The following is a 20757-nucleotide window of genomic DNA, read 5'->3' on the forward strand; positions in this document are numbered from 1 at the left end:
ACGCCGGAAACGAAAGTTTCCTCACCAGGCGAACAGAGTCGTTCCGAAGGTCACGTGGGAGAGAACCGATGAGCATCCGCGACGTCTACATCGTCGACGCCGTCCGCACACCGATCGGGAAGTTCGGGGGCGCGCTCGCCCGGGTGCGCCCCGACGACCTCGCCGCCCACGTGGTGAAGGCGCTCGTCGACCGCTCGCCCGCGCTCGACCCGGCACGCGTCGACGACGTGTACTTCGGCGACGCCAACGGCGCCGGCGAGGACAACCGCGACGTGGCCAGGATGGCCGTCCTGCTCGCCGGACTGCCCGTCACCGTCCCCGGCGTCACCGTCAACCGGCTCTGCGGCTCCGGCATGGAGGCCGTCATCCAGGCCGCCCGGGCCGTCGCCCTCGGCGACGCGTCCGTCGCCATCGCCGGCGGCGTCGAGTCCATGTCCCGCGCCCCGTGGGTCCTGCAGAAGCCCGAGCGGGCCTTCCCCGCCGGCCACCAGCAGCTCCACTCGACGACCCTGGGCTGGCGCATGACCAACCCGCGGATGCCGGCCGAGTGGACGGTCGCCCTCGGCGAGGGCGCGGAGCTCGTCGCCGACAAGCACGGCATCACCCGCGACCAGCAGGACGCCTTCGCGCTCGCCAGCCACCGCAAGGCCGCCGAGGCCTGGGCCAAGGGGCTGTACGACGACGAGGTCGTCCCGTACACGGGGGTGGACCTGGCCCGGGACGAGTGCATCCGCGACGCCACGTCCATGGAGGCGCTCGCCAAGCTCAAGCCCTCCTTCCGCCCCACGGGCGGCACCGTCACCGCGGGCAACTCCTCGCCGCTCAACGACGGCGCCGCCGCCCTGCTCCTCGTGGACGAGGAGGGGCTGCGCGAGACGGGCCGCGAGCCGCTCGCCCGCATCCGTACGTCGGCGGTCACCGGCATCGAGCCCCAGCTCTTCGGCCTCGGCCCGGTGGCGGCGGTCCGCCGCGCGCTGGAGAAGGCGGGACGTTCCTTCGCGGACCTGACGACCTTCGAGCTCAACGAGGCCTTCGCGGCCCAGGCGCTCGGCTGCCTCGCCGAATGGCCGGAACTCGACCGGGAGATCGTCAACCCGCGCGGCGGCGCGATCGCCATCGGTCACCCGCTGGGCGCGTCCGGCGCCCGCCTCGCCGGATCCGTGGCGCACCAGCTCGCCGCGGCGGGCTCGGGCACGGGACTCGCCGCGCTCTGCATCGGCGTCGGCCAGGGCCTCGCGCTCGTCCTGGAGCGCTGACCGGGTCGGAGTGCCCGAGCGCAAGGGCCCCGGAGCCTCGGGCCCGGCGCTGCGGGACATCCCGGAGCGCCGGTCCCGGAAACACGACGAGAGGGGTACGGGAGAGCCTCCCGTACCCCTCTCGCACGGGGTCACTGCTGCTGCGCGGCCTCGACGGACTTGCGGACCTCGTCCATGTCCAGCTTGCGGGCCTGCCCGATGACGTCCTCCAGAGCGGTCTCCGGCAGCGCGCCCGGCTGCGCGAACACGGCCACGTTGTCCCGCACGATCATCAGCGTCGGGATCGAGCGGATCTCGAACGCGGCGGCCAGCTCCTGCTGCGCCTCCGTGTCCACCTTCGCGAAGACCAGGTCCTCGTGCCGCTCGGAGGCGGCCTCGAAGATCGGGCCGAACTGACGGCAGGGACCGCACCAGGAAGCCCAGAAGTCGATCAGGACGAACGCGTTCCCGCTGACGACCTCGTCGAAGTTGTCCTTGGTGAGCTCTACGGTGCTCATGCTTCCTACCTTTCGGGGTCTCCTGGTGGTGTCCTCACGGTCCCCTGGGGACTCGCCCGGCACAACGGCGTAGTGAGCCGAGCTATTCCGGACCGCTGCCAGCAGACTGTTGCCCATGACGCGAACGGTGGAACAGGGACAGGGGCCGGGGCACGGACACGGGTCGGAGAGCACGTACGACGTGGTGGTCCTCGGGGCGGGACCGGTCGGCGAGAACGTCGTCGACCGGGTGCGGGCGGCCGGCCTCAGCGTCGCGGTCGTCGAGAGCGAGCTGATCGGCGGCGAGTGCTCGTACTGGGCGTGCATGCCCAGCAAGGCGCTCCTCCGCCCCGCGCTCGCCCGCTCCGACGCCCGCAAGGTCGCCGGGCTGCGCGAGTCGGTCTACGGGCCGCTCGACGCCCTGGAGGTCTTCAGCCACCGGGACGAGGTCGTCGGGCACTGGAAGGACGACGGCCAGGTCGAGTGGCTGGATTCGATCGGCGCACGGGTCTTCCGGGGCCACGGCCGTCTCCTCGGTCCCCGCCGGGTCGCCGTCACCGGGCCCGAGGGTGACGAGCACGTGCTCACCGCCCGGCACGCGGTCGCCGTCTGCACCGGCAGCCGCGCCGTCCTCCCCGACCTGCCCGGTCTGCCCGGAGCCAGGCCCTGGACCAGCCGTGAGGCGACGAGCTCCGGCCGGGTGCCCGGCCGGCTGATCGTGGTCGGCGGGGGAGTGGTCGGCGTGGAGATGGCCACCGCCTGGCAGGCCCTGGGCGCGAAGGTCACGCAGCTGGTACGCGGCGGGGGCCTGCTGCCCCGCATGGAGCCGTTCGTCGGCGAGCGCGTCGCCGAGGCCCTCGCCGCGCGCGGCGCGGACATCCGCACCGGCGTCCGGGTCGCCGCGGTCGTACGCGACGGGGGCAAAGGCCCGGTGACCGTGGTCCTGGAGGGCGGCGACCACGTCGAGGGCGACGAGGTGCTCTTCGCGACCGGACGGGCCCCGCGCACCGAGGACATCGGCCTGGAGACGGTCGGCCTGGAACCGGGCTCCTGGCTCGCCGTGGACGACAGCCTGCGGGTCACCGGCAGCGACTGGCTCTACGCGGTCGGGGACGTCAACCACCGCGCCCTCCTGACCCACCAGGGCAAGTACCAGGCCCGGATCGCCGGTGCGGCGATCGCCGCGCGGGCGAACGGCGCCCAGGGCGGGGGCGGGGGCGGGGACGGGGGCAGGGACGGGGACGCGAACGGCGCCCCGGAGGCGGCGCACGAGGAGCGCTGGGGTCCGCACGCGGCCACCGCCGACCACGCCGCCGTCCCGCAGGTGGTCTTCTGCGATCCCGAGGCGGCCGCCGTCGGCCTCACCCTGGCCGAGGCCGAGCGCGCGGGTCACCGGGTCCGGGCCGTCGACGTCGACATGCGGCAGGTCGCCGGGGCCGGGCTCTACGCCCAGGGCTACCGGGGTCACGCCCGGATGGTCGTCGACCTCGACCGGGAGGTCGTCCTCGGTGCCTCCTTCGTGGGCCCCGGGATCGGTGAACTCGTCCACTCGGCCACGGTCGCCGTCGTCGGCGAGGTCCCGATCGCCCGCCTGTGGCACGCCGTACCGTCCTACCCGACGCTGAGCGAGGTGTGGCTCCGCCTCCTGGAGGCCTACCGGGGCTGACGCCCCGTCACGCCCCTTGCCCCTCAAGCGGGTCGGAGGCGTACGGGGCGATCAGCAGCCGCGCCGCCGCGCGTGCCGCCTCCAGGGCGGGTCGCGGGTCCCGGCCGGACTCCTGGCCCAGGACGACCCGGGTGCTCAACCCGTCGAGCAGGGCCAGGAGTTCGGAGGCGCGGGCGGTCGTGTCCAGTGGTGCGAAGCGTCGCCGGGCGACCCCCGCCGCGAGCAGCGACTCCAGGTCCTCCTGCCAGCCCCGGTCCAGCTCGTCCTGGGCCTCGCGCAGCGCGGCGTTGCCGGGCGTGCGCGCCCAGAGCTCGATCCACAGCGTCCAGCGCGGGTCGCGGGGCCCGCGCGGCAGATAGAGCCGGAGGAAGAGGTCGAGCTTGCGCTCGGCCGTGACCCGCCGGGCCAGCAGGGCGCGCCGCTCCTCGGCGAGCGCCGCCTCGCTCCACCGGAGGGCGGCGAGCAGCAGCAGGTCCTTGCTGCCGAAGTAGTACAGGATGTGGCCGCCGCTCGTGCCGAGCCGCTCCGCGAGCGCCGCCATGGTGAGCGAGGCGAGGCCGTCCTCGGCGATCGCCGTCATGGCCTCCTCCAGCATCCGCTCCTGGGTGACGTGCCCGTCCCGCCGTCGTGCCGCCCCTGCCACCGCCGCCGTCCCCGTTCTCTGTTCCCGTTCGCTGTTTCCTCTGTGCGCGAGATCGACCTTAACCGCAACCTCCGAAGGTCTTGACGTGGCCTGAACCTATCGCACATCTTGAATGCCGTTCTAAAACTTAGAACAGCATTCAAGACAGGAGTGCGATGTGCTCGGACACGAGACGGCGCCCGTGACCACGGGCCGGGACGAGGTCTTCCAGGTCGAGGAGCACGGGATCGACCCCATCCCCGACGCCGAACGGCACGGCAGCGCCAAGGACGTCTTCTGGCTCTGGTTCGGCTCGAACCTCACGTTCACCTATGTCATCAACGGCGCCCTCGCCGTCGCCTTCGGGCTCTCCTTCTGGCAGGCCACCGCCGTCGTCGTACTCGGCGGCCTCTCCTTCCTCGCCATCGGCGCGGCGGGACTCGGCGGGGTGCGCACCGGCACCGCGACCCTCGTGATCTCCCGGGCCGCCTTCGGCATCCGCGGGAACTGGCCCGCCGGCCTGCTGAACTGGATCGTCAGCATCGGCTACACCGTCGTCAACACCGTGGTCGGCACCCTCGCGCTCGAAGCCTTCTTCGCCGACCTCGGCTGGCACGGCGGACACGCCCCCAGGGCCCTCGCGCTCGCCGTCACCCTCGCGCTGACCTTCGCCGTCGCCCTCTGGGGCCACGCCACCGTCCAGTTCGCCGAACGCTGGATGGCCTACGTCCTCGCCGTCGGCTTCGCCGTGCTCCTCGTCCTCGTACTCCCCGGCGCCGACACCTCCGCCCCCTCCGCCGCGCCCGGAGCCTCCGGCTGGAGCCTCGCCTTCGTCGTCATGCTCGCCGGCCCCTTCTCGTACCTCCCCATGCCCGCCGACTACACCCGCTACCTGCCCCGCACGACCTCCCTCAGGGCCGTCACCCTCAGCGGCGCGCTCGGCGGCTTCCTCTCCTCCGTCGCCCTGGGCGTCGCCGGAGTGGCCGCCGCGACACAGGCCGACATGACCGACGCGGTGGCGGGCACCGAGAGCCTGCTCCCCGGCTGGTTCCAGCCCCTCTTCCTCGCCCTCGTCCTCGGCGGCTCGGTCACCAACTCGATCATCACGCTCTACTCGTCGAGCCTGAACCTCCAGGTCCTCGGCATCCCGTGGAGCCGGGCGCGGGCCATCGTCATCAGCGCCGCCGTGACCGGCGCGGGCTCCCTCGGCGCCCTCTTCCTCACCGACTTCACCACATCGCTCCTCTCCTTCCTCTCCCTCCTGATCATCGTCTTCGCCCCCTGGGGCGGGGTCTTCCTCGCCGACATGGTGCTCAGGCGCTGCGCCTACGACTCCGCCGCCCTGCACGCGGGCCCGGGCGGCGCCTACTGGTACCGCTCGGGCTGGCACCCGGCCGGCCTCACCGCACTCCTCGCGGGCCTCCTCTTCTCCGCGCTCACCTGCGACTCCGAACTGTGGACGGGCCCCCTGGTCGCCCCGCTCGGCGGCGCGGACCTCACGCTGCTCGGAGCGGTCGTCTCCGCCCTCGTCTACGTCCTCCTCGCGCGCCGCACCGTCGCCCCGGCCCGCCCCTGACACCCCTCCCGCCCTCGTCACACCCTCCGCACCACCCATGTACGTCACGGAGCCACCCCGCATGAACAGCACCACCGCAGCCGCCACCGCTCCCGCCACCGCCCCCGCAGCCGCCACCGCCCCCGCTCCCGTCCCTGCCCCCGCCCCTCAGGAACTCCCCGCCCCCGCCGATCTCGTCCTCGTCGGGGCCCGCGTCCACACCGTCGACCCCGCGCTCCCCGAGGCGGAGGCCCTCGCCGTCCGCGCCGGACGCATCGTCTGGATCGGCTCCGACGCCGAGGCGGGCGCCTGGACCGGACCCGGCACCCGGGTCCTCGACGCCGGCGGGCGCCTCGTCCTGCCCGGCTTCGTCGACGCCCACAACCACGTCCGCCTCGGCTCCGACGACGCCTGCGTCCAGCTCGCCGGCGCCCGCACCCTCGACGCCGTCCACGAGCGGATCCGCTCCTGGCACGCCGCGCACCCCGACGCCGAGTGGATCGAGGCCGAGGCCTTCGACTACTCGGCCGTCCCCGGCGGACGGATGCCCACCGCCGCCGACCTCGACCCGGCCACCGGCGACACCCCCGCCGTCGTCCTCAGCTACGACGTGCACACCGCCTGGCTCAACACCGCAGCCCTCCACCGCCTCGGCGTCGACCGCGACCACACCGACCTGCCCTTCGGCCGGGCCGTCACCGACCCGGCCACGGGCGAACCCACCGGATTCGTCAAGGACTTCGCCATCAAGGGCCTCTCCCGCGACGGCCACCGCGCCCTGCGCGAGCTCGGCGTCCCCTGGGCATCGGCCGACCGGCAGTACGGCCGCCTCGCCAAGAGCCTGGACGACGCCATCGGTTACGGCATCACCACCGTCGTCGAACCCCAGAACTCCCTCGACGACCTGGCCCTCTTCCAGCGCGCCCGCGCCGAGGGCCGGCTGCGCTCACGGATCGTCGCCGCGCTCTTCCACCCGCGCGGCACCACCGACGAGGACCTCGACGCGTTCGAGGCGGCGGCAGCGGAGTTCGCGGACGACCGGCTGCGCGTCGGCCCGCTCAAGCTGTACATCGACGACGTCGTCGAACCCCGCACGGCCGCCCTCCTGGAGCCGTACGCCGGCTGCTCCCACCACCGCGGGGACACCTTCTACCCGGCCGAGGAGTTCGCCGGGCTGCTCACCCGCCTCGACGCGCGCGGCTTCCAGTGCTTCGTCCACGCCACCGGCGACCGGGGCATCCGCACCGTCCTCGACGCCGTCGCCGTCGCCCGCGCCGCCAACGGGCCGCGCGACGCCCGCCACCAGGTCGTCCACGTCGAGTGCCTCGACCCGGCCGACACGCCCCGCTTCGCCGAGCTCGGCGTCGTCGCCTGCATGCAGCCCCGGCACGCCGCCCCCGACATCGCGGGCCCCGGCAAGGACTGGGCCGAGAACGTCGGCCCCGAACGCTGGCACAAGGCCTGGCCCCTGCGCAGCCTGCGCGCGGCGGGGGCGGTCCTCGCGCTCTCCAGCGACTGGAACGTCGCGGAGATGGATCCCATGGTGGGCATCCACGCGGCCGTCACCCGCCGCCCGCTCGGCGGCGGGGAGCCCTGGACGGCGGGCGAGACGATCGACGTCGTCGCCGCCGTCGAGGGCTACACGATGGGCTCCGCCTACGCCAGCTTCCTGGAGGACGAACGGGGTTCGCTGACGGTCGGCAAGCTCGCCGACTTCGTCGTCCTCTCCCGCGACATCCTCCGCATCGCGCCCGAGGAGATCCCGGGCACGGTGGCGGAGGCGGTCGTGGTCGGCGGCGAGGTGGTGGTGGAGCGCCGCCAGGGGTGAGGCCGTGCGGGCGCCGGCGGGCCGGCGGGTAGGCGGACGCCGGTGGGTAGGCGGGGCGCCCGGTGGGCCGGTGGGTAGGCGGGCGCCGTGGGCCGGCTCAGTGGCCGTCGGACCCGGAGGTCACCGTGACCCGCCGTTCGAAGGTCCGCCCGCCGTCCCGCGACTCGTACACCCCGTCCTGGGTGGCGGCGAGCAGCCGGCGGGCGTCCACGACCGTGAGCGCCTGCGGCGCCCCGCCGGGGACCACGGAGACCCGGGCCCAGCGGATGCCCGCGCCCGGCCCCGTATCCGTACCGCGGAAGAGGACGCCGCTCGGATCGACGCCGAACAGGGCGTCGGGAGCGCCCCAGGAGACGTACGAGAGGAGCCGGCCATCGGCGGCGGCGAAGGTCCTGCCGCCGTCCGTGCTGCGGGCCACCCCGGTCTCGGTGGTGGCGAGGACCGTACCCGGGGCGGCGGGCGAGACGGCGATGTCGAGGGCGCGCAGCGCGGCGCGGTCCTCCCAGGTGACGCCGTCGGGGCTGACCCGCAGGAGGCCGTTCGCGCTGTCGTATCCGTAGACCGTGGAATCGGGGGCGGTGTCGAGGGAGTGGAAGTCCACCTCGCCGCCGAGGGACTTCTCGCGCCAGGTCAGGCCGGAGTCCGTCGACTCGACGAGGCCGAGGTCGGCCGGTCCGCCGGCGCCGGGAGCCGGGTGTCCGCTCGCGAGGAAGGTGCCCGTGGCGGTGATCGTGAAGCCCATGAAGTCGTCCCGCCGGTCGCCGACCCGCACCGGTCGGCCGGTGGCGTCCGGGGTATGGACGCCGTCGTGGGTGGCGACGTAGAGCGTGTCGCCGCGCGCGCCGAGGCCGTGGATGTGGCTGAGGGCGCCGCCGGGGGAGCCGTCGCGGGAGTCGTCGGCGGGTGCCTCCTGGGAGCAGGCGGTCAGGGTGAGGGCGAGGGAGAGGGCGGTGACGGCGGCGGTGGCCGCGGGCCCGGGGAAGTACTTCTTCATCGTTCTTTCGCCGGAGGGTGGAAGGGTACGGGTCGGCCGGCCGGCCCCGGGAAGGGCCGGCCGGCCGCGGTGCGCGGGGAAGGAACCGGGATCAGAGCCGGTCGAGGATCTTCCGCAGCTCGGCGATCTCGGTGGACTGGGTCCGGACGACGTCGTCGGCGAGCTGCTTCGCCGTGGCGTTGCGGCCGTTCTTCTGCTCTTCCTTCGCCATGGCGACGGCGCCGTCGTGGTGGGCGATCATCAGCTCGGCGAACTTCCGGTCGAAGGCCTTGCCCTTGGTGGCGGCCAGCTCCTTCATGTCCTGCTCGGACATCATCCCGGCCATGCCGTGGCCGCCCCCGCCGCCGGCACCGTGACCGGCGGACTCGGGCCTGCCCCAGCCCTTGAGCCAGGACTTCATCTTCCGGATCTCCGGGTCCTGGGCCTGCTCGATCGCGGCGACGAGCTTCTTGACCCCGGGGTCCTCGGCCCGGCCGTCGGCGAGCTCCGCCATCTCCAGGGCCTGCTCGTGGTGGGGAATCATCATCTGGGCGAACATGACGTCCGCGTCGTTGAAGGCGCCGGGGGCGGCGGCGGGCGCGGGGGCCGACGGGGAGGTGGAGCCGTCGGCGGGCGCGGAGGCCGAGGCCGTGGCGGGAGCCGAGGCCGAGGCGGAGGTGCCGCCGTGGCCCATGCCGCTCATGCCGTCGTCCGTCCCGCAGGCGGAGAGCAGGAGCCCGGTGGCGGCGACGGCGCCGACGAGGGCGAACTTCTTGGCGGTGCGGTGCGTGAAGGTGCGCATAGGGGAGATACCTCGTGTGCTGTCCGTACGGTACGGGTGTTCGTACGTACGGGTGGAAGCGGAAAATGACGGGTCGAAGGCGTTCACGGGCAGCGCGAGGCGCCCGCGGTGGCGATTCGGCCTAGATCCGCAGCACGGACAGCAGGGTGAGGTCGGGGGGCCGGCGCGGCGGCGCGTGCGGTCCCAGCGCGGGGACGAGCCGCGCGAGGAGGACGGCCAGCCAGTCGGGGCGCCGGGCCAGGGCGGCGCGGACGAGCCCGGCGAGCAGCCAGGCGCCGAGGACGGCCACGCAGAGTGTCGTCATGTCCATCCCGGCGCCGGGATCGTGCCGGGCGTCGGAGCCGTCGGTGTCGGCGGAGCCGTGGGCGCCGTGGGCGTCAGGGGAACCCTGGGCGCCGGGGGAGTCCTGGGGAGCATTCGAGTGCGCGCCCGTGGTCGTGTGTCCCGCGGCCGAGGCCGTGCCCGTCGTCGTCCCGCCCGAGCCCTCCGGGTGGCCGACGGCATGCATCAGGAACACCCCGAGCGCGAGTACGACGACGAGCAGAAGGTGCGCCAGGGCACCTCCTGCTCGCATTCCGCGTACCGCTCGGCGTGTGCGCAAGGCCAGGACCTCCTGGCCCCGACCATACCGTGCAGGGGTATCAGAGCGGCGTCAGGACAGGGTCTCGCCCGTCATCGCGGCGGCCATCCGGAGGTGCGGCGCGGCCTCGTCCGCGCGCCCCTGGCGCTCCAGCGTGCGCCCGAGCATCAACCGGGCGTAGTGCTCGACCGGGTCGCGCTCCAGGATGGCCCGCAACTCGGTCTCGGCCCGGGAGAGCTGGGCGGAGTGGTAGTAGGCGCGCGCCAGGAGGAGCCGCTGCGCCGTCTGCTCCGGGTGCTCGGCGACGAGGCCGCCGAGGATGCGGATGGCGGTCCGGTACTCCTTCGCGTCGAAGAACAGCCGAGCGCGGTCCCAGCGCTCCCCGGCCGTTCCGAACTCGTAGTACGTGTCGCTCACTTGCTCTTCCTCTCCGGGGTCCCGGATCTGCCACTCTGGGTGACGGTCGACCAGGTCAACAAGCCTGGATGGTTGAACATTCCACAATGATAGGTTGAGCGTCATGAGCAATCTTGATCGTCAGGCCGCGCTCACGGTGTGCGGCGGCCGGGGCTTCGTCGTCGCCGAGCCCGTACGGGAGCTCCTCAGCCCCCGGCACGTCCGGCTCGGCGAGTCGACCGAGGTCCGCCGACTGCTCCCGAACCTGGGCCGCCGGATGGTCGGCGCCTGGGCCTTCGTCGACCACTACGGCCCCGACGACATCGCCGACGAGCCGGGCATGCAGGTCCCGCCCCACCCGCACATGGGGCTCCAGACCGTGAGCTGGCTCCACGAGGGCGAGGTCCTGCACCGCGACTCCACCGGCAGTCTCCAGACGATCCGCCCGCGCGAGCTGGGCCTCATGACCTCCGGCCGGGCGATCTCCCACTCGGAGGAGAGCCCCCGGCCGCACGCCCGTTTCCTCCACGGAGCGCAGCTCTGGGTCGCGCTCCCCGAAGCGCACCGGCACGTGGAGCCCCACTTCCAGCACCACGCGGACCTCCCCCGGGTCACGGCTCCGGGCCTCACCGCCACGGTGATCCTCGGCGCCCTCGACGGAGCCGCCTCGCCCGGCACCACGTACACCCCCCTCGTCGGTGCCGACCTGGCCCTGACGGCCGGCGCCGAGACGAGCCTCCCGCTGGAGCCCGACTTCGAGTACGCGGTCCTCTCCATGTCGGGCGAGGCTCAGGTCGACGGCGTCACCGTCCTGCCCGGCTCCATGCTGTACCTCGGCTGCGGCCGCACCGAACTCCCCCTCCGCGCCCTCTCGGACGCGGGCCTGATGCTCCTCGGCGGCGAGCCCTTCGAGGAGGAGATCGTGATGTGGTGGAACTTCGTGGGCCGCACGGACGAGGAGATCCGCCAGGCGAGGGAGGACTGGATGACCACCACCCGCTTCGGCGAGGTCAAGGGCTACGACGGAGGCCGACTGTCCGCCCCGGAGCTCCCCGCCACCCCGCTGAAGCCGCGCGGGCGAGTGCGCTGACCTTGGGAAACGTGTGACGGGACGGGTCGCGCTCGACTGGTGGCCGCTGTGCGGAACCCTTGATCGACTGCCGTCCTTTCGGCCGTGGGTCAAGGGTCCGCTGGGCTCGGGAGGGGTTGAGTGGATTCTCAGGTTCAGATGCGTACGGCAGGGCCTACTCGGACCGATGCCGACCTTTTGCTGACCTTTTCTGGCGCATAATCAACACACGGTTCCGGGTGCTGTCGTTGCAGGCAGGGATTCGACGCTTGTGGCTGGGGGCGAACGGTTTCACGGTCCGGGCTGGTCCCCGTGGTCGCCGACGGTACGGGGCCAGGTCCAGGCGTACCGCACGATGAGGGCGAGAAGGATCAATTCCAGTGCGATGCCAAGGCCGTAGAAGTACAGCCAGGACGCGCCCACCGCGTTGAACGCCGTGACGGGGACGTAGAGCGAGGCCACGATGAGGTTCGTGATGCGGTTCGCCCGGGCGGGCAGCGTCGTCGACAGGACGACCATAAAGATTGGGATGGCCATGAGGGCCAGCGCCGTGGTCGAAAAGGTCTGGGAGAGGTCGAACTCGAAGACCTTGCCGTCGAGGATGTCCTTGATGACGCCGGGCGTGAAGAAGTTGAGAATGTCCACGTAGGCGTAGAGGAACATGAAGGCTGTCCACGTCGCGGCGAGCTTGGCTCTCAGCGGGATCCGCTGGTCTTCCAGTGTGGCGCTGGTGGGTTGACGTGTTCTCATGGTGGGCTCCGTTGTTGCGGTGAGGATCGGTAGGTCCACGATCGCTGAGCCCGGCGGCGGGCGCCTCGGCCCGGGGGCTTGGGTTCGCCTGGCCGATGGCATGGTCTCTCTCTCGTTCTTTCGGCGGATACGCCGAGTCGCGACGATGCCTAGGCTGGAGCCATGGTCACTTTTCGGCGCTCCGTCTGGCATGAGCCGCGGCCTGCTGACGCCCCACCCATCGGTCGTCTGGACTGGCTGCTGGTGGGCGTGTTCACGGCCGCCGCCTTGGTCGAGGGCATCGTTCGGCCGGGCTTGGCCTGGCGACCACTTGTGACGGTGCTCGCCCTGGCGCTGATGCCTGCCCTGCTCTGGCGGCGGGGCCGCCCCCTCATGGCCGTCCTGGTCGGGTGGGGGGTCGCCGGGCTGCTCTCGGTCCTCCAGCTGACTGCGCACGCCGGGGACCTCGGCCTCTACTCCATGATGGCCGCCGTGATCCTGCTCTACTCCCTGGTGCGGTGGGGCTCGGGACGGGAGATCGTCTTGGGGACGGCGTTCGTGACAGTCGTTGTCGCGCTGGGGATGTACGCCACCTCCGCGGGCTGGGCCGACGTTTTCGGCGGGAGCGTCCTCTTGCTGTTGTTCGTCGCCCTCGCGGTGGTGTTCCGCTACCGCGCGGACCTCTGGCATCGCCAACAGCGCGAGATCCGCAATCAGGAGCGGGTGGCGCTGGCGCGAGAGCTGCACGACACCGTGGCCCACCACGTCTCGGCCATCGCGGTGCAGGCGCAGGCCGGTGGCGTGGTCGCCGGCATCCAGCCCGAGAAGGCTGCCGAGGTCCTGGCCGCGATCGAGTCTGAAGCGTCGCGAACCCTGGAGGAGATGAGATCCATGGTTCGGGTGCTGCGTGAGGAGGAAGCCGTCGCCTACTCACCGCAGCTGGGTGTCGCGGACCTGCCCGCTCTGGCGCGCGCCCACACGACGCCTACCGTCGAGGTCTCGCTGGACGGTTCGTTTGCCCGGCTGGCGCGCCCCGTGGACGCCGCGCTCTACCGGCTCGCGCAGGAGTCGCTGACCAACGCCGTACGGCACGCCCGGAGCGCGACCCGCGTCGCGATCGACGTACGCCGGGAGGGCGACGCCGTCAGGCTGCGTGTCAGCGACGATGGACAGACCGATCCGGGGCCGGCCCCGGAGCCTGGGTTCGGCCTGCTGGGCATGGCCGAACGCGCCCAGCTCCTCGGCGGATCGCTCTCCGCGGGGCCGGGGCCCGAGGGTGGCTGGGTGGTCGAGGCCGTGCTGCCGATGGCGGCGTTGGCATGAGCATCCGTGTTGTCGTAGCCGACGACCAGGACTTGGTCCGGACCGGGCTGGTGATGATCCTCGGCGCGCAACCCGACCTCGAGGTCGTGGGGGAGGCGGCAGACGGGCTCGCAGCGCTCGACCTGGCGACCCGGCTGCGTCCCGATGTCCTCCTCGTCGACATCCGGATGCCCGGGCTCGACGGCGTCGAGGTGACGCGGCGCCTGGCCGGGCCAGACGTGACGGACCCGATGGCGGTCGTCGTGATCACCACCTTCGACCTCGATGAGTACGTCCTCGGCGCCCTACGCGCCGGCGCCCGCGGCTTCCTGCTCAAGAACGCCGGGCCGGAGCTCCTCGTGCAGGCCATCCACGCGGCGGCCAACGGGGACGCGCTGATCGCCCCCAACGTCACCCGCCGGCTGCTGGCGACCTTCGCCGACCAGGCGCCGGTGGTACCGGTCCAGCCGAGCAACCCGCTCACCGAGCGCGAGGAGGAGGTGCTCGCGCTGGTGGCACGAGGCCGGACCAACGCCGAGATCGCCACCGAGCTCTTCGTCAGCCTGAGCACGGTCAAGACCCACGTCGCATCGTTGATGACCAAGCTCGGCGCACGCAACCGCGTCGAGATCGCGATGTGGGCACACGACACCAGACGCGTGAGAGGCGATTAGCGCGGATCGCAGCGTAGGCACCTGGGGTTCGAGCCCAGCGATGAGCGCGGCCGGTCGTGGTCGTACTCCTCCTTCCAGTCGCCGATGGTGACCCTGGCGTGGGTCAGGGACCAGAACAGGTGGACGTTGAGGCATTCGTCGCGCAGGCGACCGTTGAAGGACTCGATGAACTCGATGAAGGGGTTGCGCCACGGCTCCCCGGGTGGGATGAACAGGCAGCCGCGCACGCTCTCCGGCCTCCTGTCGGACCGCACCGCGCTGCGCGCGCGGTTCGAGCTCGTCAGATTGCAGACGCAGACGCAGACGCAGACGCAGACCCGCGACACGTTCACCGTGGTGCGGTCGTCCCCGAGGCTGACCGAGACCGGACGGTTCCTCGTGGACATGAGGGGCGACACGATCGCGGAGTGGACCGACGACGAGAACGTCCACGACGCCGTGGCCGCCCTGGCGACGGAGGCGGCCGTGGCCCACCGCCTGCGCTGGCGGCTGCGCCATCTGCGGCGCTGCCGCTGTGGCTGTGGTCCTCCGCCACCGACATGACCGCCGCCGGCGTCGATCCGCGCTGGCGGGCGTTCCTGCGACGCTTCGACTCGTCGCGCACGCCCACCTGCGGCTCGCCAGGCCGCTTGCCGAGGACATTCGCCGGCCTTGGGACCGACCGCTGGAACCGAGCAGGCTCACCCCGGCCCGGGTCCGCCGAGGTGGTGGCCATGTTGGTTGACTCCCGGGCGTCTTGCTGACCCTTTGCTGACCTCGGATGGTGGATCGGGCCTCTGAGCTGGGATGAAACGGCAATCCCGTGCTATGTGGTGGAACTTCGTGGGCCGCACGGACGAGGAGATCCACACGGCCCGCGAGGAGTGGATGACCAGCGACCGCTTCGGCGAGGTCAAGGGCTACGACGGCGACCGCCTCGCGGCCCCGGATGTCCCGGCGACTCAGCTGAAGGCCCGGGGGCGGGTGCGCTGAACCGGGGTTTCGCGTGACGCCCTAGGTCAGGGAGCCGCGTGGTAGTAGCGCACACAGGTGCGGACCATCCCGTCCGGGGCGATGGTGAACACGTCGACGAAGCGGTGGTCCGCCGTGTCCGGCACGGCCGCCGCCGGCGCCGGGACCCGGCGGCCCGTGGCGATCACCGTACGGTCCCGCGCCACCAGCTGATCGACCTCGTGACGGGCCGCCGGCAGCACGTGCCCCACGTGCGCCCGTACCGCCTCGCTGCGGCCCCGGGCGGGCGGCAGACCCGGCAGCTCGAAGATCACGGTGTCGTGCAGCAGGGACGCGCAGCCGTCCAGATCGCCCGCGTCGAGGTAGTCGTAGACCAGCCGTACGTGGTCGATCCCCGCGGCGGTCACCAGATCCACCGCCCCCGTCCCGTCGGCCCACACGGTCCTCTGGTCGTCATGGTTGTTCAACGGTGCCAACCCCCTTCACTCTCGCTCCAGGATTCTGCGGCGCCTCCCCAACTCCGCGTTATCGCCTCCCTATCCCCGACCGGGATCTTCACGGCATGGACAGGGCGGGAAGAGATGTGGAGACTGTCCTCACTTGAACCTGACATCTTGGCGTGGTCCGGTCTGGTCCTGGCGTGTCGACTCTTCTTGTTGGGTGGGGGATCAGTGGCTGCTGCTGCCGCCGGTGGGTTAGCGGACGAGGACGTCCAGGGCGGGCCGCGCCTGACCTTCCGGGTGCTGGGGCCACTCCAGGTTCAGGGAGCCACCGGGCCGCTGCGCGTCCCGCCGGGCCGGCAGGAGGTGATCCTCGCCGCGCTGCTCCTGGAGAGCAACCGGGTGGTGAGCACCAGTCAGCTCGTGGACCTCATCTGGGAGGACAACCCGCCGGAGACCGCCCGTACCCAGGTGCAGATCTGCGTGTCCCGGCTGCGCAAGCTGCTCGCCGGCGCCGAGGGTGAGGTCACCCTGGTGACCCGGCCCCCGGGCTACGTGCTGCACACCAACGCCGGGAACGTCGACGCCGCCCTCTTCACCAGCCTCGTCCAGCGCGCCCGCGCGCTGCGCGAGAGCGGTGACGCCGAGGAGGCCGTCGGCCTCCTCAGGTCCGCCGTCACCCTCTGGCAGGGCGAATGCCTCACCGGACTCGACAGCGGCCCGCTCGCCAACAAGGCCCGCCAGCTCAACGAGGAACGCCTCGCCGCCGTCGAGCTCCGCATCCGCATCGAGCTCGAACTCGGCCGCCACGACCGGCTCGTGGGCGAACTCCAGCGCCTCACCCACGAACACCCGCTCCGCGAGAAGCTCCACGGGCAGCTCATCCAGGCCCTCTACTGGTCCGGACGCCAGGCCGAGGCCCTCGAAGCCTTCCGCACCGCCCGCCGCTACCTCGCCGACGAGCTCGGACTTGAACCCAGCCGCGAACTCCGCGACCTCGAAGCCGCCATCCTCGCGGGCGAACTCCCTCCGCCGAACGCCGCCGCGCCTTCCGCCGTGCCCGCCGCGAGACCCGCCGAACCGGCCCCCGAGGCACGCGCGGAGCAGACCTCGACATCCGCCGAGACCCCCGCGACGCCCGCTGCTGAAACGGTTCGCCAGGACACCATCCCGCACCAACTGCCCGCCGACATCGCCGACTTCGTCGCCGACGGACAGCGCCTCGCCGCCCTGGAGAAGGCCCTCGCCGGTGGCGACGGACGCGGCACCGTCCCGCTCGCCGCGATCACCGGCAAGCCCGGCACCGGCAAGTCCACCCTCGCCGTGCACGTCGCCCACGCCCTCGCCGAGACCGGCTTCCCCGACGGACAGCTCTACTGCGACCTGCGCGGCACCACCGGCGCCCCCGCCACCCCCGTCGAGGTCCTCGGGCGCTTCCTGCGCGCCCTCGGCATCCCGGGCCAGCTCATCCCCGAATCCCTCGACGAGCGCGCCGAGATGTACCGCACCAGGCTCGCCTCCCGCCGCGTCCTCGTCGTCCTCGACGACGCCGCCGGAGAGGGCCAGGTCCTGCCGCTGCTCCCCGGCAGCCGGGGCTGCGCCGTCCTCGTCACCAGCCGCGCCCGCCTCACCGCGCTGCCCGGCGCCCACCGCGTCGAGCTCGACGTGCTCGACGAGGACCGCGCGCTGGAGCTGCTCTCCCGCATCATCGGGGAGGACCGCGTCACCGGCGAGGCCGTCGCCGCCGAAGCCCTCGTCCGCACCGTCGGGCAGCTCCCGCTCGCCCTGCGCATCGTCGCCGCCCGCCTCGCCGCCCGACCCCACTGGACCCTCGCGTCCATGGTCCACCGGCTCGCCAACGAACGGCACCGGCTCGACGAACTCGCCCACGGCGAGATGACCATGCGCGCCAGCCTCTCTCTCACCTACGAGGGACTCGCACCCGGCGACCGGGGCCTGCTGCGGCTCCTCAGCATGGCCCAGGCGCCCACCCTGCCGAGCTGGCTCGCCGGCGCCCTCCTCGACGACCACCGGCCCTTCCCCTCGGACCTCCTCGAACCCCTCGTCGACGTGCAGATGCTCGACGTCGCCGGCATGGAGACCGGAGGCTTCCGCTACCGCTTCCACGAGATCATCCGCGTCTACGCCCGCGAGCAGCTCGCCGTCCAGCACCCGCCCGAGGAGCGGAAGGCCGCCTTCGCCCGCATGGCCGGCGGCTGGATGCACCTCGCCCAGCAGGCCCACCGCAAGGTGTACGGGGGTGACTTCACCGTCCTGCACGGCGACGCACCCCGCTGGGAACCCCCGGCCGCCTACACCGACGAGGCGCTCGCCGACCCGCTCGCCTGGCTCGACGCCGAACAGGGCGCCCTCTGCGGCATGGTCGAGCACGCCGCCGACGAGGGCCTCCACGACCTCAGCTGGGACCTCGCCACCTCACTCGTCACCCTCTTCGAGGTGCGCGGCCACTACGACCTCTGGGAGCGGACCCACCGCATCGCTCTCGCCGCCGTCCGCAAGGCCGGAAACCTGCGCGGCACCGCCGCGATCCGCGCCTCGCTCGGCTCGCTCTACATGAGCCGCAACCAGTACGACACCGCCCGCCAGGCCCTGTACTCGGCCCTCGACGTCTTCCAGGCCCTCGACGACCCCATGGGCGAGGCCCTCTGCCGCCGCGACATGGCGCTCATCGCGCGCACCGGCGGCGACGACACCACCGCACTGGAGCTCTACGGGCGCTCCCTCGTCGACTTCGACCGCGCCGGCGACGTCGTCGGCCGCGCGATCGTCCTCACCCAGAGCGCCCACATCCGCATGCGTCAGGGCGAGATCGACACCGCACAGCGACAGCTCGACGAGGCGCTCGACATCTACGAGGGCATCGGCTACACCGGCGGCCGCGCACGCACCCTGCGGCGCGTCGGCCAGCTCCTCCTCGAACAGGGCCGGAGCGAGCTGGCGGTCCTCACCTTCACCGAAGTGCTCGAACTCTGCCGGGACTCCGGCGACGTCATCGGGGAAGGGCACCTGCTGCGGGACCTCGGCCACGCCTTCACCGTCATGGGACGGCCGGACCGGGCCAGGGACTTCTTCGACCGCGCCGTGTCGGCGCGGGAGCAGATCATGGATTTTAGCGGGGGCGCGCTCGCGCGCCTTGACCTCGCACGGCTCCTGACGACGGAGCCGGGACGCTCACGGGAGCTGCTCACTCCGGCGGTCGAGGTCTTCCGGGACCGTCGCATGGCCCGGGAACTCACGGAGGCGGAGCGGCTGCTCGGCGCCTGCTGAGGGGCGACGCCCCTCGTCGTACGGGGTCAGTCCCAGGGGTTGTTCTCGGTGCAGGTGGGGGTGCCGGTGGTGCCCGTGCCGGTGGTGCCCGTGCCCGTGGTGCCGGTCGGGTCGCAGTCCTCGGGGGTGGTGCCGGTGGTGCCCGCCGTGGCGGAGGTGCCCGGGGTGCCCGTCGCCGGGACCGGCTCGTCGGCCCAGCTGGTCTGGAGGCCGGCGCCCGTCACCAGGACGATCAGCGCGGAAGTGACGGCGGCGCGGAGGGCGGTACGGGTGGCGGCGGCGGTCTTCGACATCGGTCTCTCCGTCTCGTTCGGGGCTGGCGTTTCCTTGTGAACACCAACTTAGGAACGAGCGGATTCACCGCACCGGCCGCAGCCTTATCACCCCGCTATCACCGGACCGCAACCCCTATCACGCCCCCGCCGCGCTATCACGGGCACCTCCCGGACGCCCGACCCGCCCCCGATGCCGGTTAGCGGCGGGATGCCCCACGGATAGGCGGATTCGGAGGATGGTTCCCAGCAGCCGGCGAGACACCGCCGGAAGCTGCCCTGACCAGGCAGCTTCCCGGCACTCGCCCCCATCTGACCCGCGGGAGCTCTCCATGACGACCGGTCTTTCCCCCGAGGGTACGCCGACGGCCACCGCCGCTCCGGGCACCCTCATCCGCGGACACCGCCTCCGCATCGGCCTCACCCAGCGCGAACTGGCCGACCTCTCCACCATCAGCGTCCGCGCCATCCGCGACCTGGAGAAGGGGAAGGCCCTGCGGCCCCGCGCCGACACGATTCGGCTGATAGCCGACGGACTCCGCCTCGGCCCGCGGGCCCGCGCCGCCCTGGAGGAGTCCGTCTCCCGGGGCCACCAGGGCGGCGCCGGCCGGCACCTTCTTCCGGAGCGCTGCGCCCCGCCCGTCCCGTTGCACCCGCTGATCGGCCGGGAGGCCGAGGCCGCGATCCTCGCCGAGGAGCTGCGCTCCGGTGCCGAGCGGCTCGTCACCATCGTGGGCCTGAGCGGCGTCGGCAAGACCCGCCTCGCCCTGGAGACCGCCGCCCGCCTGCACGAGAGCGGCTTCCCCGTCCTCTGGCACACCGCCCCCGGCGCCGTCACCGACTGCCTCCCGGCGGCCGACGAGGACCCGCTCGCCGACCTCGTCGCGGACTGCGCGGCCTATCTCCAGGGAGCCGGAGCGTCTGCCGCGTACGCCGCCACCGACCCGTACGGCCCCGCCCACGGGCACAGACCCGGCGGCGCCTCCTCCTCCGCCTCCCCCTCCTCCTCCGGCGAGCTGCCGCCCGTCGCCCTCGCCGCCGCGCTCGGCGACCGCGAGGCGCTGCTGGTCCTGGACGGCGTCGACACCGCCCGGTTCGACTTCGGCCGCCTCACCCGGCTCCGCCGCGAACTCCCCGGCCTGCGCCTCCTCCTCACCGCCGACACCCCCTGGAACGTCCCCGGCGAGCGCCTCTTCCTCCTCGCCCCCCTGGACGCCCCCCTCCCGGCGGGCCCCGCGGCCCCCGGTGCCGGTGCGGACGCGCCCGCCGTACGCTTCCTCCTCGCCCGGCTCCGCCGGATGCGGCCCGAACTCCTCCCCGACGAGCAGACCCTGGCCCACACCGCCTGGATCGCCCACCGCCTCGACGGGCACCCCCTCGCGCTCGCCGCCGCGGCCTCCTGGCTCAGCGTCTGCGACCTGCCCACCCTGCGCGGCATCGTCGAGACCGACCCCGCCGCCGTCCTCGACCACCTCGCCGACGGGCACAGCGGCTCCCGCCTCCGCGACCGCGTCGCCCGCACCCTCAGCGCCCTCCCGCCGGAGCAGCGGAACCTCCTCACCGCCCTCTGCGCCGCCCAGGACACCCCCGCCCCGGACTTCGGGCTCGACGACGTCGTCCGGCTCACCGGCAGGCCCCTCCCGGACGGCGGCCGCATGGTCCGCGCCCTGCTCATCGGCGGTGTCATCCGCCCCAGCACCGACCACGGCCGCTCCGGCTTCCGGGTGCTGTGCGTCGTCCGCGCCGCCCTGGCCCCTGCCGACGGGACCGGCGCCACGGCGGCGGAGGCCCCCGCCGCCGCTGCCCCCGCCCTTGCCGCCTGACTGCCGCAGCGCCGCCGATCCGCTGCCGTACCGCCGGATCAACTGCCGCTCGCGG

The 20757-nt window shown here is 73.0% G+C and carries 19 protein-coding genes and 3 pseudogenes; 12 read left to right on the plus strand and 10 right to left on the minus strand.

The annotated features are described in order from the left end of the window. Positions 1-68 precede the first annotated feature (68 nt). Entirely contained in the window at positions 69-1256 is a 1188-nt protein-coding gene (locus tag OG361_RS35560) for a thiolase family protein (protein ID WP_405860226.1), read from the plus strand. A 131-nt stretch (positions 1257-1387) separates the two neighbouring features. On the opposite strand, the gene trxA is transcribed toward OG361_RS35560, so the two are convergent. After that, positions 1388-1753 carry a thioredoxin gene (gene trxA, locus OG361_RS35565; RefSeq protein ID WP_405860228.1) on the minus strand — a complete coding sequence of 122 codons (366 nt, stop codon included), beginning with the start codon at positions 1751-1753 and terminating at the stop codon, positions 1388-1390. Positions 1754-1868: 115 nt separating this feature from the next. On the opposite strand from trxA, the gene OG361_RS35570 reads away from it, so the two are divergent. Further along, a complete protein-coding gene (locus OG361_RS35570; protein WP_405860230.1) occupies positions 1869-3398 on the plus strand; it encodes a dihydrolipoyl dehydrogenase family protein in 1530 nt (509 codons plus the stop codon). 7 nt (positions 3399-3405) lie between these two features. Here the strand turns inward: OG361_RS35570 and OG361_RS35575 are convergent, their stop codons facing one another. Next, positions 3406-4041 (minus strand): TetR/AcrR family transcriptional regulator, encoded by a 636-nt coding sequence (locus OG361_RS35575; protein WP_405860232.1) that lies wholly within the window; start codon positions 4039-4041, stop codon positions 3406-3408. Between the two features lie 157 nt (positions 4042-4198). Between OG361_RS35575 and OG361_RS35580 the strand changes: the two genes are divergently transcribed. After that, positions 4199-5596 (plus strand): purine-cytosine permease family protein, encoded by a 1398-nt coding sequence (locus OG361_RS35580; protein ID WP_405860234.1) that lies wholly within the window; start codon positions 4199-4201, stop codon positions 5594-5596. A 61-nt stretch (positions 5597-5657) separates the two neighbouring features. Further along, positions 5658-7403: an amidohydrolase gene (locus OG361_RS35585; protein ID WP_405860235.1), complete on the plus strand. Its 1746-nt coding sequence runs from the start codon at positions 5658-5660 to the stop codon at positions 7401-7403. 97 nt (positions 7404-7500) lie between these two features. On the opposite strand, the gene OG361_RS35590 is transcribed toward OG361_RS35585, so the two are convergent. From OG361_RS35590 to OG361_RS35605, 4 genes are all read right to left on the minus strand, one after another. Next, the gene (locus OG361_RS35590; protein ID WP_405860237.1) at positions 7501-8397 is read right to left on the minus strand and encodes a F510_1955 family glycosylhydrolase; all 897 of its coding nucleotides are present in this window, start codon (positions 8395-8397) and stop codon (positions 7501-7503) included. Between the two features lie 91 nt (positions 8398-8488). Then, complete coding sequence (locus OG361_RS35595) at positions 8489-9178, minus strand: DUF305 domain-containing protein (RefSeq protein ID WP_405860239.1); 690 nt, start codon at positions 9176-9178, stop codon at positions 8489-8491. Positions 9179-9299: 121 nt separating this feature from the next. After that, positions 9300-9752, minus strand: a complete 453-nt coding sequence (locus tag OG361_RS35600; protein WP_405860241.1) for a DUF6153 family protein — start codon at positions 9750-9752, stop codon at positions 9300-9302. 78 nt (positions 9753-9830) lie between these two features. Next, the gene (locus OG361_RS35605; protein ID WP_405860243.1) at positions 9831-10175 is read right to left on the minus strand and encodes a tetratricopeptide repeat protein; all 345 of its coding nucleotides are present in this window, start codon (positions 10173-10175) and stop codon (positions 9831-9833) included. A 103-nt stretch (positions 10176-10278) separates the two neighbouring features. Here OG361_RS35605 and OG361_RS35610 point away from each other — a divergent pair, with 103 nt between their 5' ends. Then, positions 10279-11244 carry a pirin family protein gene (locus OG361_RS35610; protein ID WP_405860245.1) on the plus strand — a complete coding sequence of 322 codons (966 nt, stop codon included), beginning with the start codon at positions 10279-10281 and terminating at the stop codon, positions 11242-11244. Between the two features lie 270 nt (positions 11245-11514). On the opposite strand, the gene OG361_RS35615 is transcribed toward OG361_RS35610, so the two are convergent. Beyond that, positions 11515-11973, minus strand: a complete 459-nt coding sequence (locus OG361_RS35615; RefSeq protein ID WP_405860247.1) for a DUF6326 family protein — start codon at positions 11971-11973, stop codon at positions 11515-11517. A 162-nt stretch (positions 11974-12135) separates the two neighbouring features. On the opposite strand from OG361_RS35615, the gene OG361_RS35620 reads away from it, so the two are divergent. Both OG361_RS35620 and OG361_RS35625 read left to right on the plus strand, forming a co-directional pair. Then, positions 12136-13275, plus strand: coding sequence for a sensor histidine kinase (locus OG361_RS35620; protein WP_405860249.1), 1140 nt, complete (start codon positions 12136-12138; stop codon positions 13273-13275). Further along, positions 13272-13928 carry a response regulator gene (locus OG361_RS35625; RefSeq protein ID WP_405860251.1) on the plus strand — a complete coding sequence of 219 codons (657 nt, stop codon included), beginning with the start codon at positions 13272-13274 and terminating at the stop codon, positions 13926-13928. Before OG361_RS35620 ends, OG361_RS35625 begins: the two co-directional genes overlap by 4 nt. On the opposite strand, the pseudogene OG361_RS35630 reads toward OG361_RS35625, so the two are convergent. Continuing rightward, positions 13925-14149, minus strand: a pseudogene (locus OG361_RS35630) (transposase); the annotation flags it as partial. The gene OG361_RS35625 and the pseudogene OG361_RS35630 sit on opposite strands and share 4 nt — an antisense overlap. Between OG361_RS35630 and OG361_RS35635 the strand changes: the two are divergent. From OG361_RS35635 to OG361_RS35645, 3 genes and pseudogenes are all read left to right on the plus strand, one after another. After that, positions 14136-14471 (plus strand): hypothetical protein, encoded by a 336-nt coding sequence (locus OG361_RS35635; RefSeq protein WP_405862747.1) that lies wholly within the window; start codon positions 14136-14138, stop codon positions 14469-14471. The pseudogene OG361_RS35630 and the gene OG361_RS35635 sit on opposite strands and share 14 nt — an antisense overlap. Further along, positions 14432-14634, plus strand: a pseudogene (locus OG361_RS35640) (transposase); the annotation flags it as partial. The gene OG361_RS35635 and the pseudogene OG361_RS35640, both read left to right, overlap by 40 nt. Before the next feature lie 101 nt (positions 14635-14735). Beyond that, positions 14736-14900 (plus strand): annotated as a pseudogene (locus OG361_RS35645) (pirin family protein); the annotation flags it as partial. A 26-nt stretch (positions 14901-14926) separates the two neighbouring features. Here the strand turns inward: OG361_RS35645 and OG361_RS35650 are convergent. Then, on the minus strand, positions 14927-15346 hold the full coding sequence (locus OG361_RS35650; RefSeq protein ID WP_405860253.1) for a nuclear transport factor 2 family protein: 420 nt from the start codon (positions 15344-15346) through the stop codon (positions 14927-14929). A 273-nt stretch (positions 15347-15619) separates the two neighbouring features. On the opposite strand from OG361_RS35650, the gene OG361_RS35655 reads away from it, so the two are divergent. Continuing rightward, the gene (locus tag OG361_RS35655; protein WP_405862626.1) at positions 15620-18607 is read left to right on the plus strand and encodes an AfsR/SARP family transcriptional regulator; all 2988 of its coding nucleotides are present in this window, start codon (positions 15620-15622) and stop codon (positions 18605-18607) included. 26 nt (positions 18608-18633) lie between these two features. On the opposite strand, the gene OG361_RS35660 is transcribed toward OG361_RS35655, so the two are convergent. After that, positions 18634-18900, minus strand: a complete 267-nt coding sequence (locus OG361_RS35660; RefSeq protein ID WP_405860255.1) for a hypothetical protein — start codon at positions 18898-18900, stop codon at positions 18634-18636. Between the two features lie 311 nt (positions 18901-19211). Between OG361_RS35660 and OG361_RS35665 the strand changes: the two genes are divergently transcribed. Beyond that, positions 19212-20702 carry a helix-turn-helix domain-containing protein gene (locus tag OG361_RS35665; protein ID WP_405860257.1) on the plus strand — a complete coding sequence of 497 codons (1491 nt, stop codon included), beginning with the start codon at positions 19212-19214 and terminating at the stop codon, positions 20700-20702. Positions 20703-20757: the final 55 nt, after the last annotated feature.

Source organism: Streptomyces sp. NBC_00090 (genome assembly GCF_045160815.1).
Classification (GTDB): domain Bacteria; phylum Actinomycetota; class Actinomycetes; order Streptomycetales; family Streptomycetaceae; genus Streptomyces.

Excerpts from the sequence above, each read along its gene's own strand:
- OG361_RS35615 (WP_405860247.1), bottom strand. The coding sequence starts at position 11,973 with ATGAGAACACGTCAACCCACCAGCGCCACACTGGAAGACCAGCGGATC.
- OG361_RS35595 (WP_405860239.1), bottom strand. The coding sequence starts at position 9,178 with ATGCGCACCTTCACGCACCGCACCGCCAAGAAGTTCGCCCTCGTCGGC.
- OG361_RS35560 (WP_405860226.1), top strand. The coding sequence starts at position 69 with ATGAGCATCCGCGACGTCTACATCGTCGACGCCGTCCGCACACCGATC.
- OG361_RS35665 (WP_405860257.1), top strand. The coding sequence starts at position 19,212 with ATGACGACCGGTCTTTCCCCCGAGGGTACGCCGACGGCCACCGCCGCT.
- OG361_RS35610 (WP_405860245.1), top strand. The coding sequence starts at position 10,279 with ATGAGCAATCTTGATCGTCAGGCCGCGCTCACGGTGTGCGGCGGCCGG.
- OG361_RS35590 (WP_405860237.1), bottom strand. The coding sequence starts at position 8,397 with ATGAAGAAGTACTTCCCCGGGCCCGCGGCCACCGCCGCCGTCACCGCC.
- OG361_RS35635 (WP_405862747.1), top strand. The coding sequence starts at position 14,136 with ATGAACAGGCAGCCGCGCACGCTCTCCGGCCTCCTGTCGGACCGCACC.
- OG361_RS35660 (WP_405860255.1), bottom strand. The coding sequence starts at position 18,900 with ATGTCGAAGACCGCCGCCGCCACCCGTACCGCCCTCCGCGCCGCCGTC.
- OG361_RS35625 (WP_405860251.1), top strand. The coding sequence starts at position 13,272 with ATGAGCATCCGTGTTGTCGTAGCCGACGACCAGGACTTGGTCCGGACC.
- OG361_RS35585 (WP_405860235.1), top strand. The coding sequence starts at position 5,658 with ATGAACAGCACCACCGCAGCCGCCACCGCTCCCGCCACCGCCCCCGCA.
- OG361_RS35600 (WP_405860241.1), bottom strand. The coding sequence starts at position 9,752 with ATGCGAGCAGGAGGTGCCCTGGCGCACCTTCTGCTCGTCGTCGTACTC.
- OG361_RS35570 (WP_405860230.1), top strand. The coding sequence starts at position 1,869 with ATGACGCGAACGGTGGAACAGGGACAGGGGCCGGGGCACGGACACGGG.
- OG361_RS35620 (WP_405860249.1), top strand. The coding sequence starts at position 12,136 with ATGGTCACTTTTCGGCGCTCCGTCTGGCATGAGCCGCGGCCTGCTGAC.
- trxA (WP_405860228.1), bottom strand. The coding sequence starts at position 1,753 with ATGAGCACCGTAGAGCTCACCAAGGACAACTTCGACGAGGTCGTCAGC.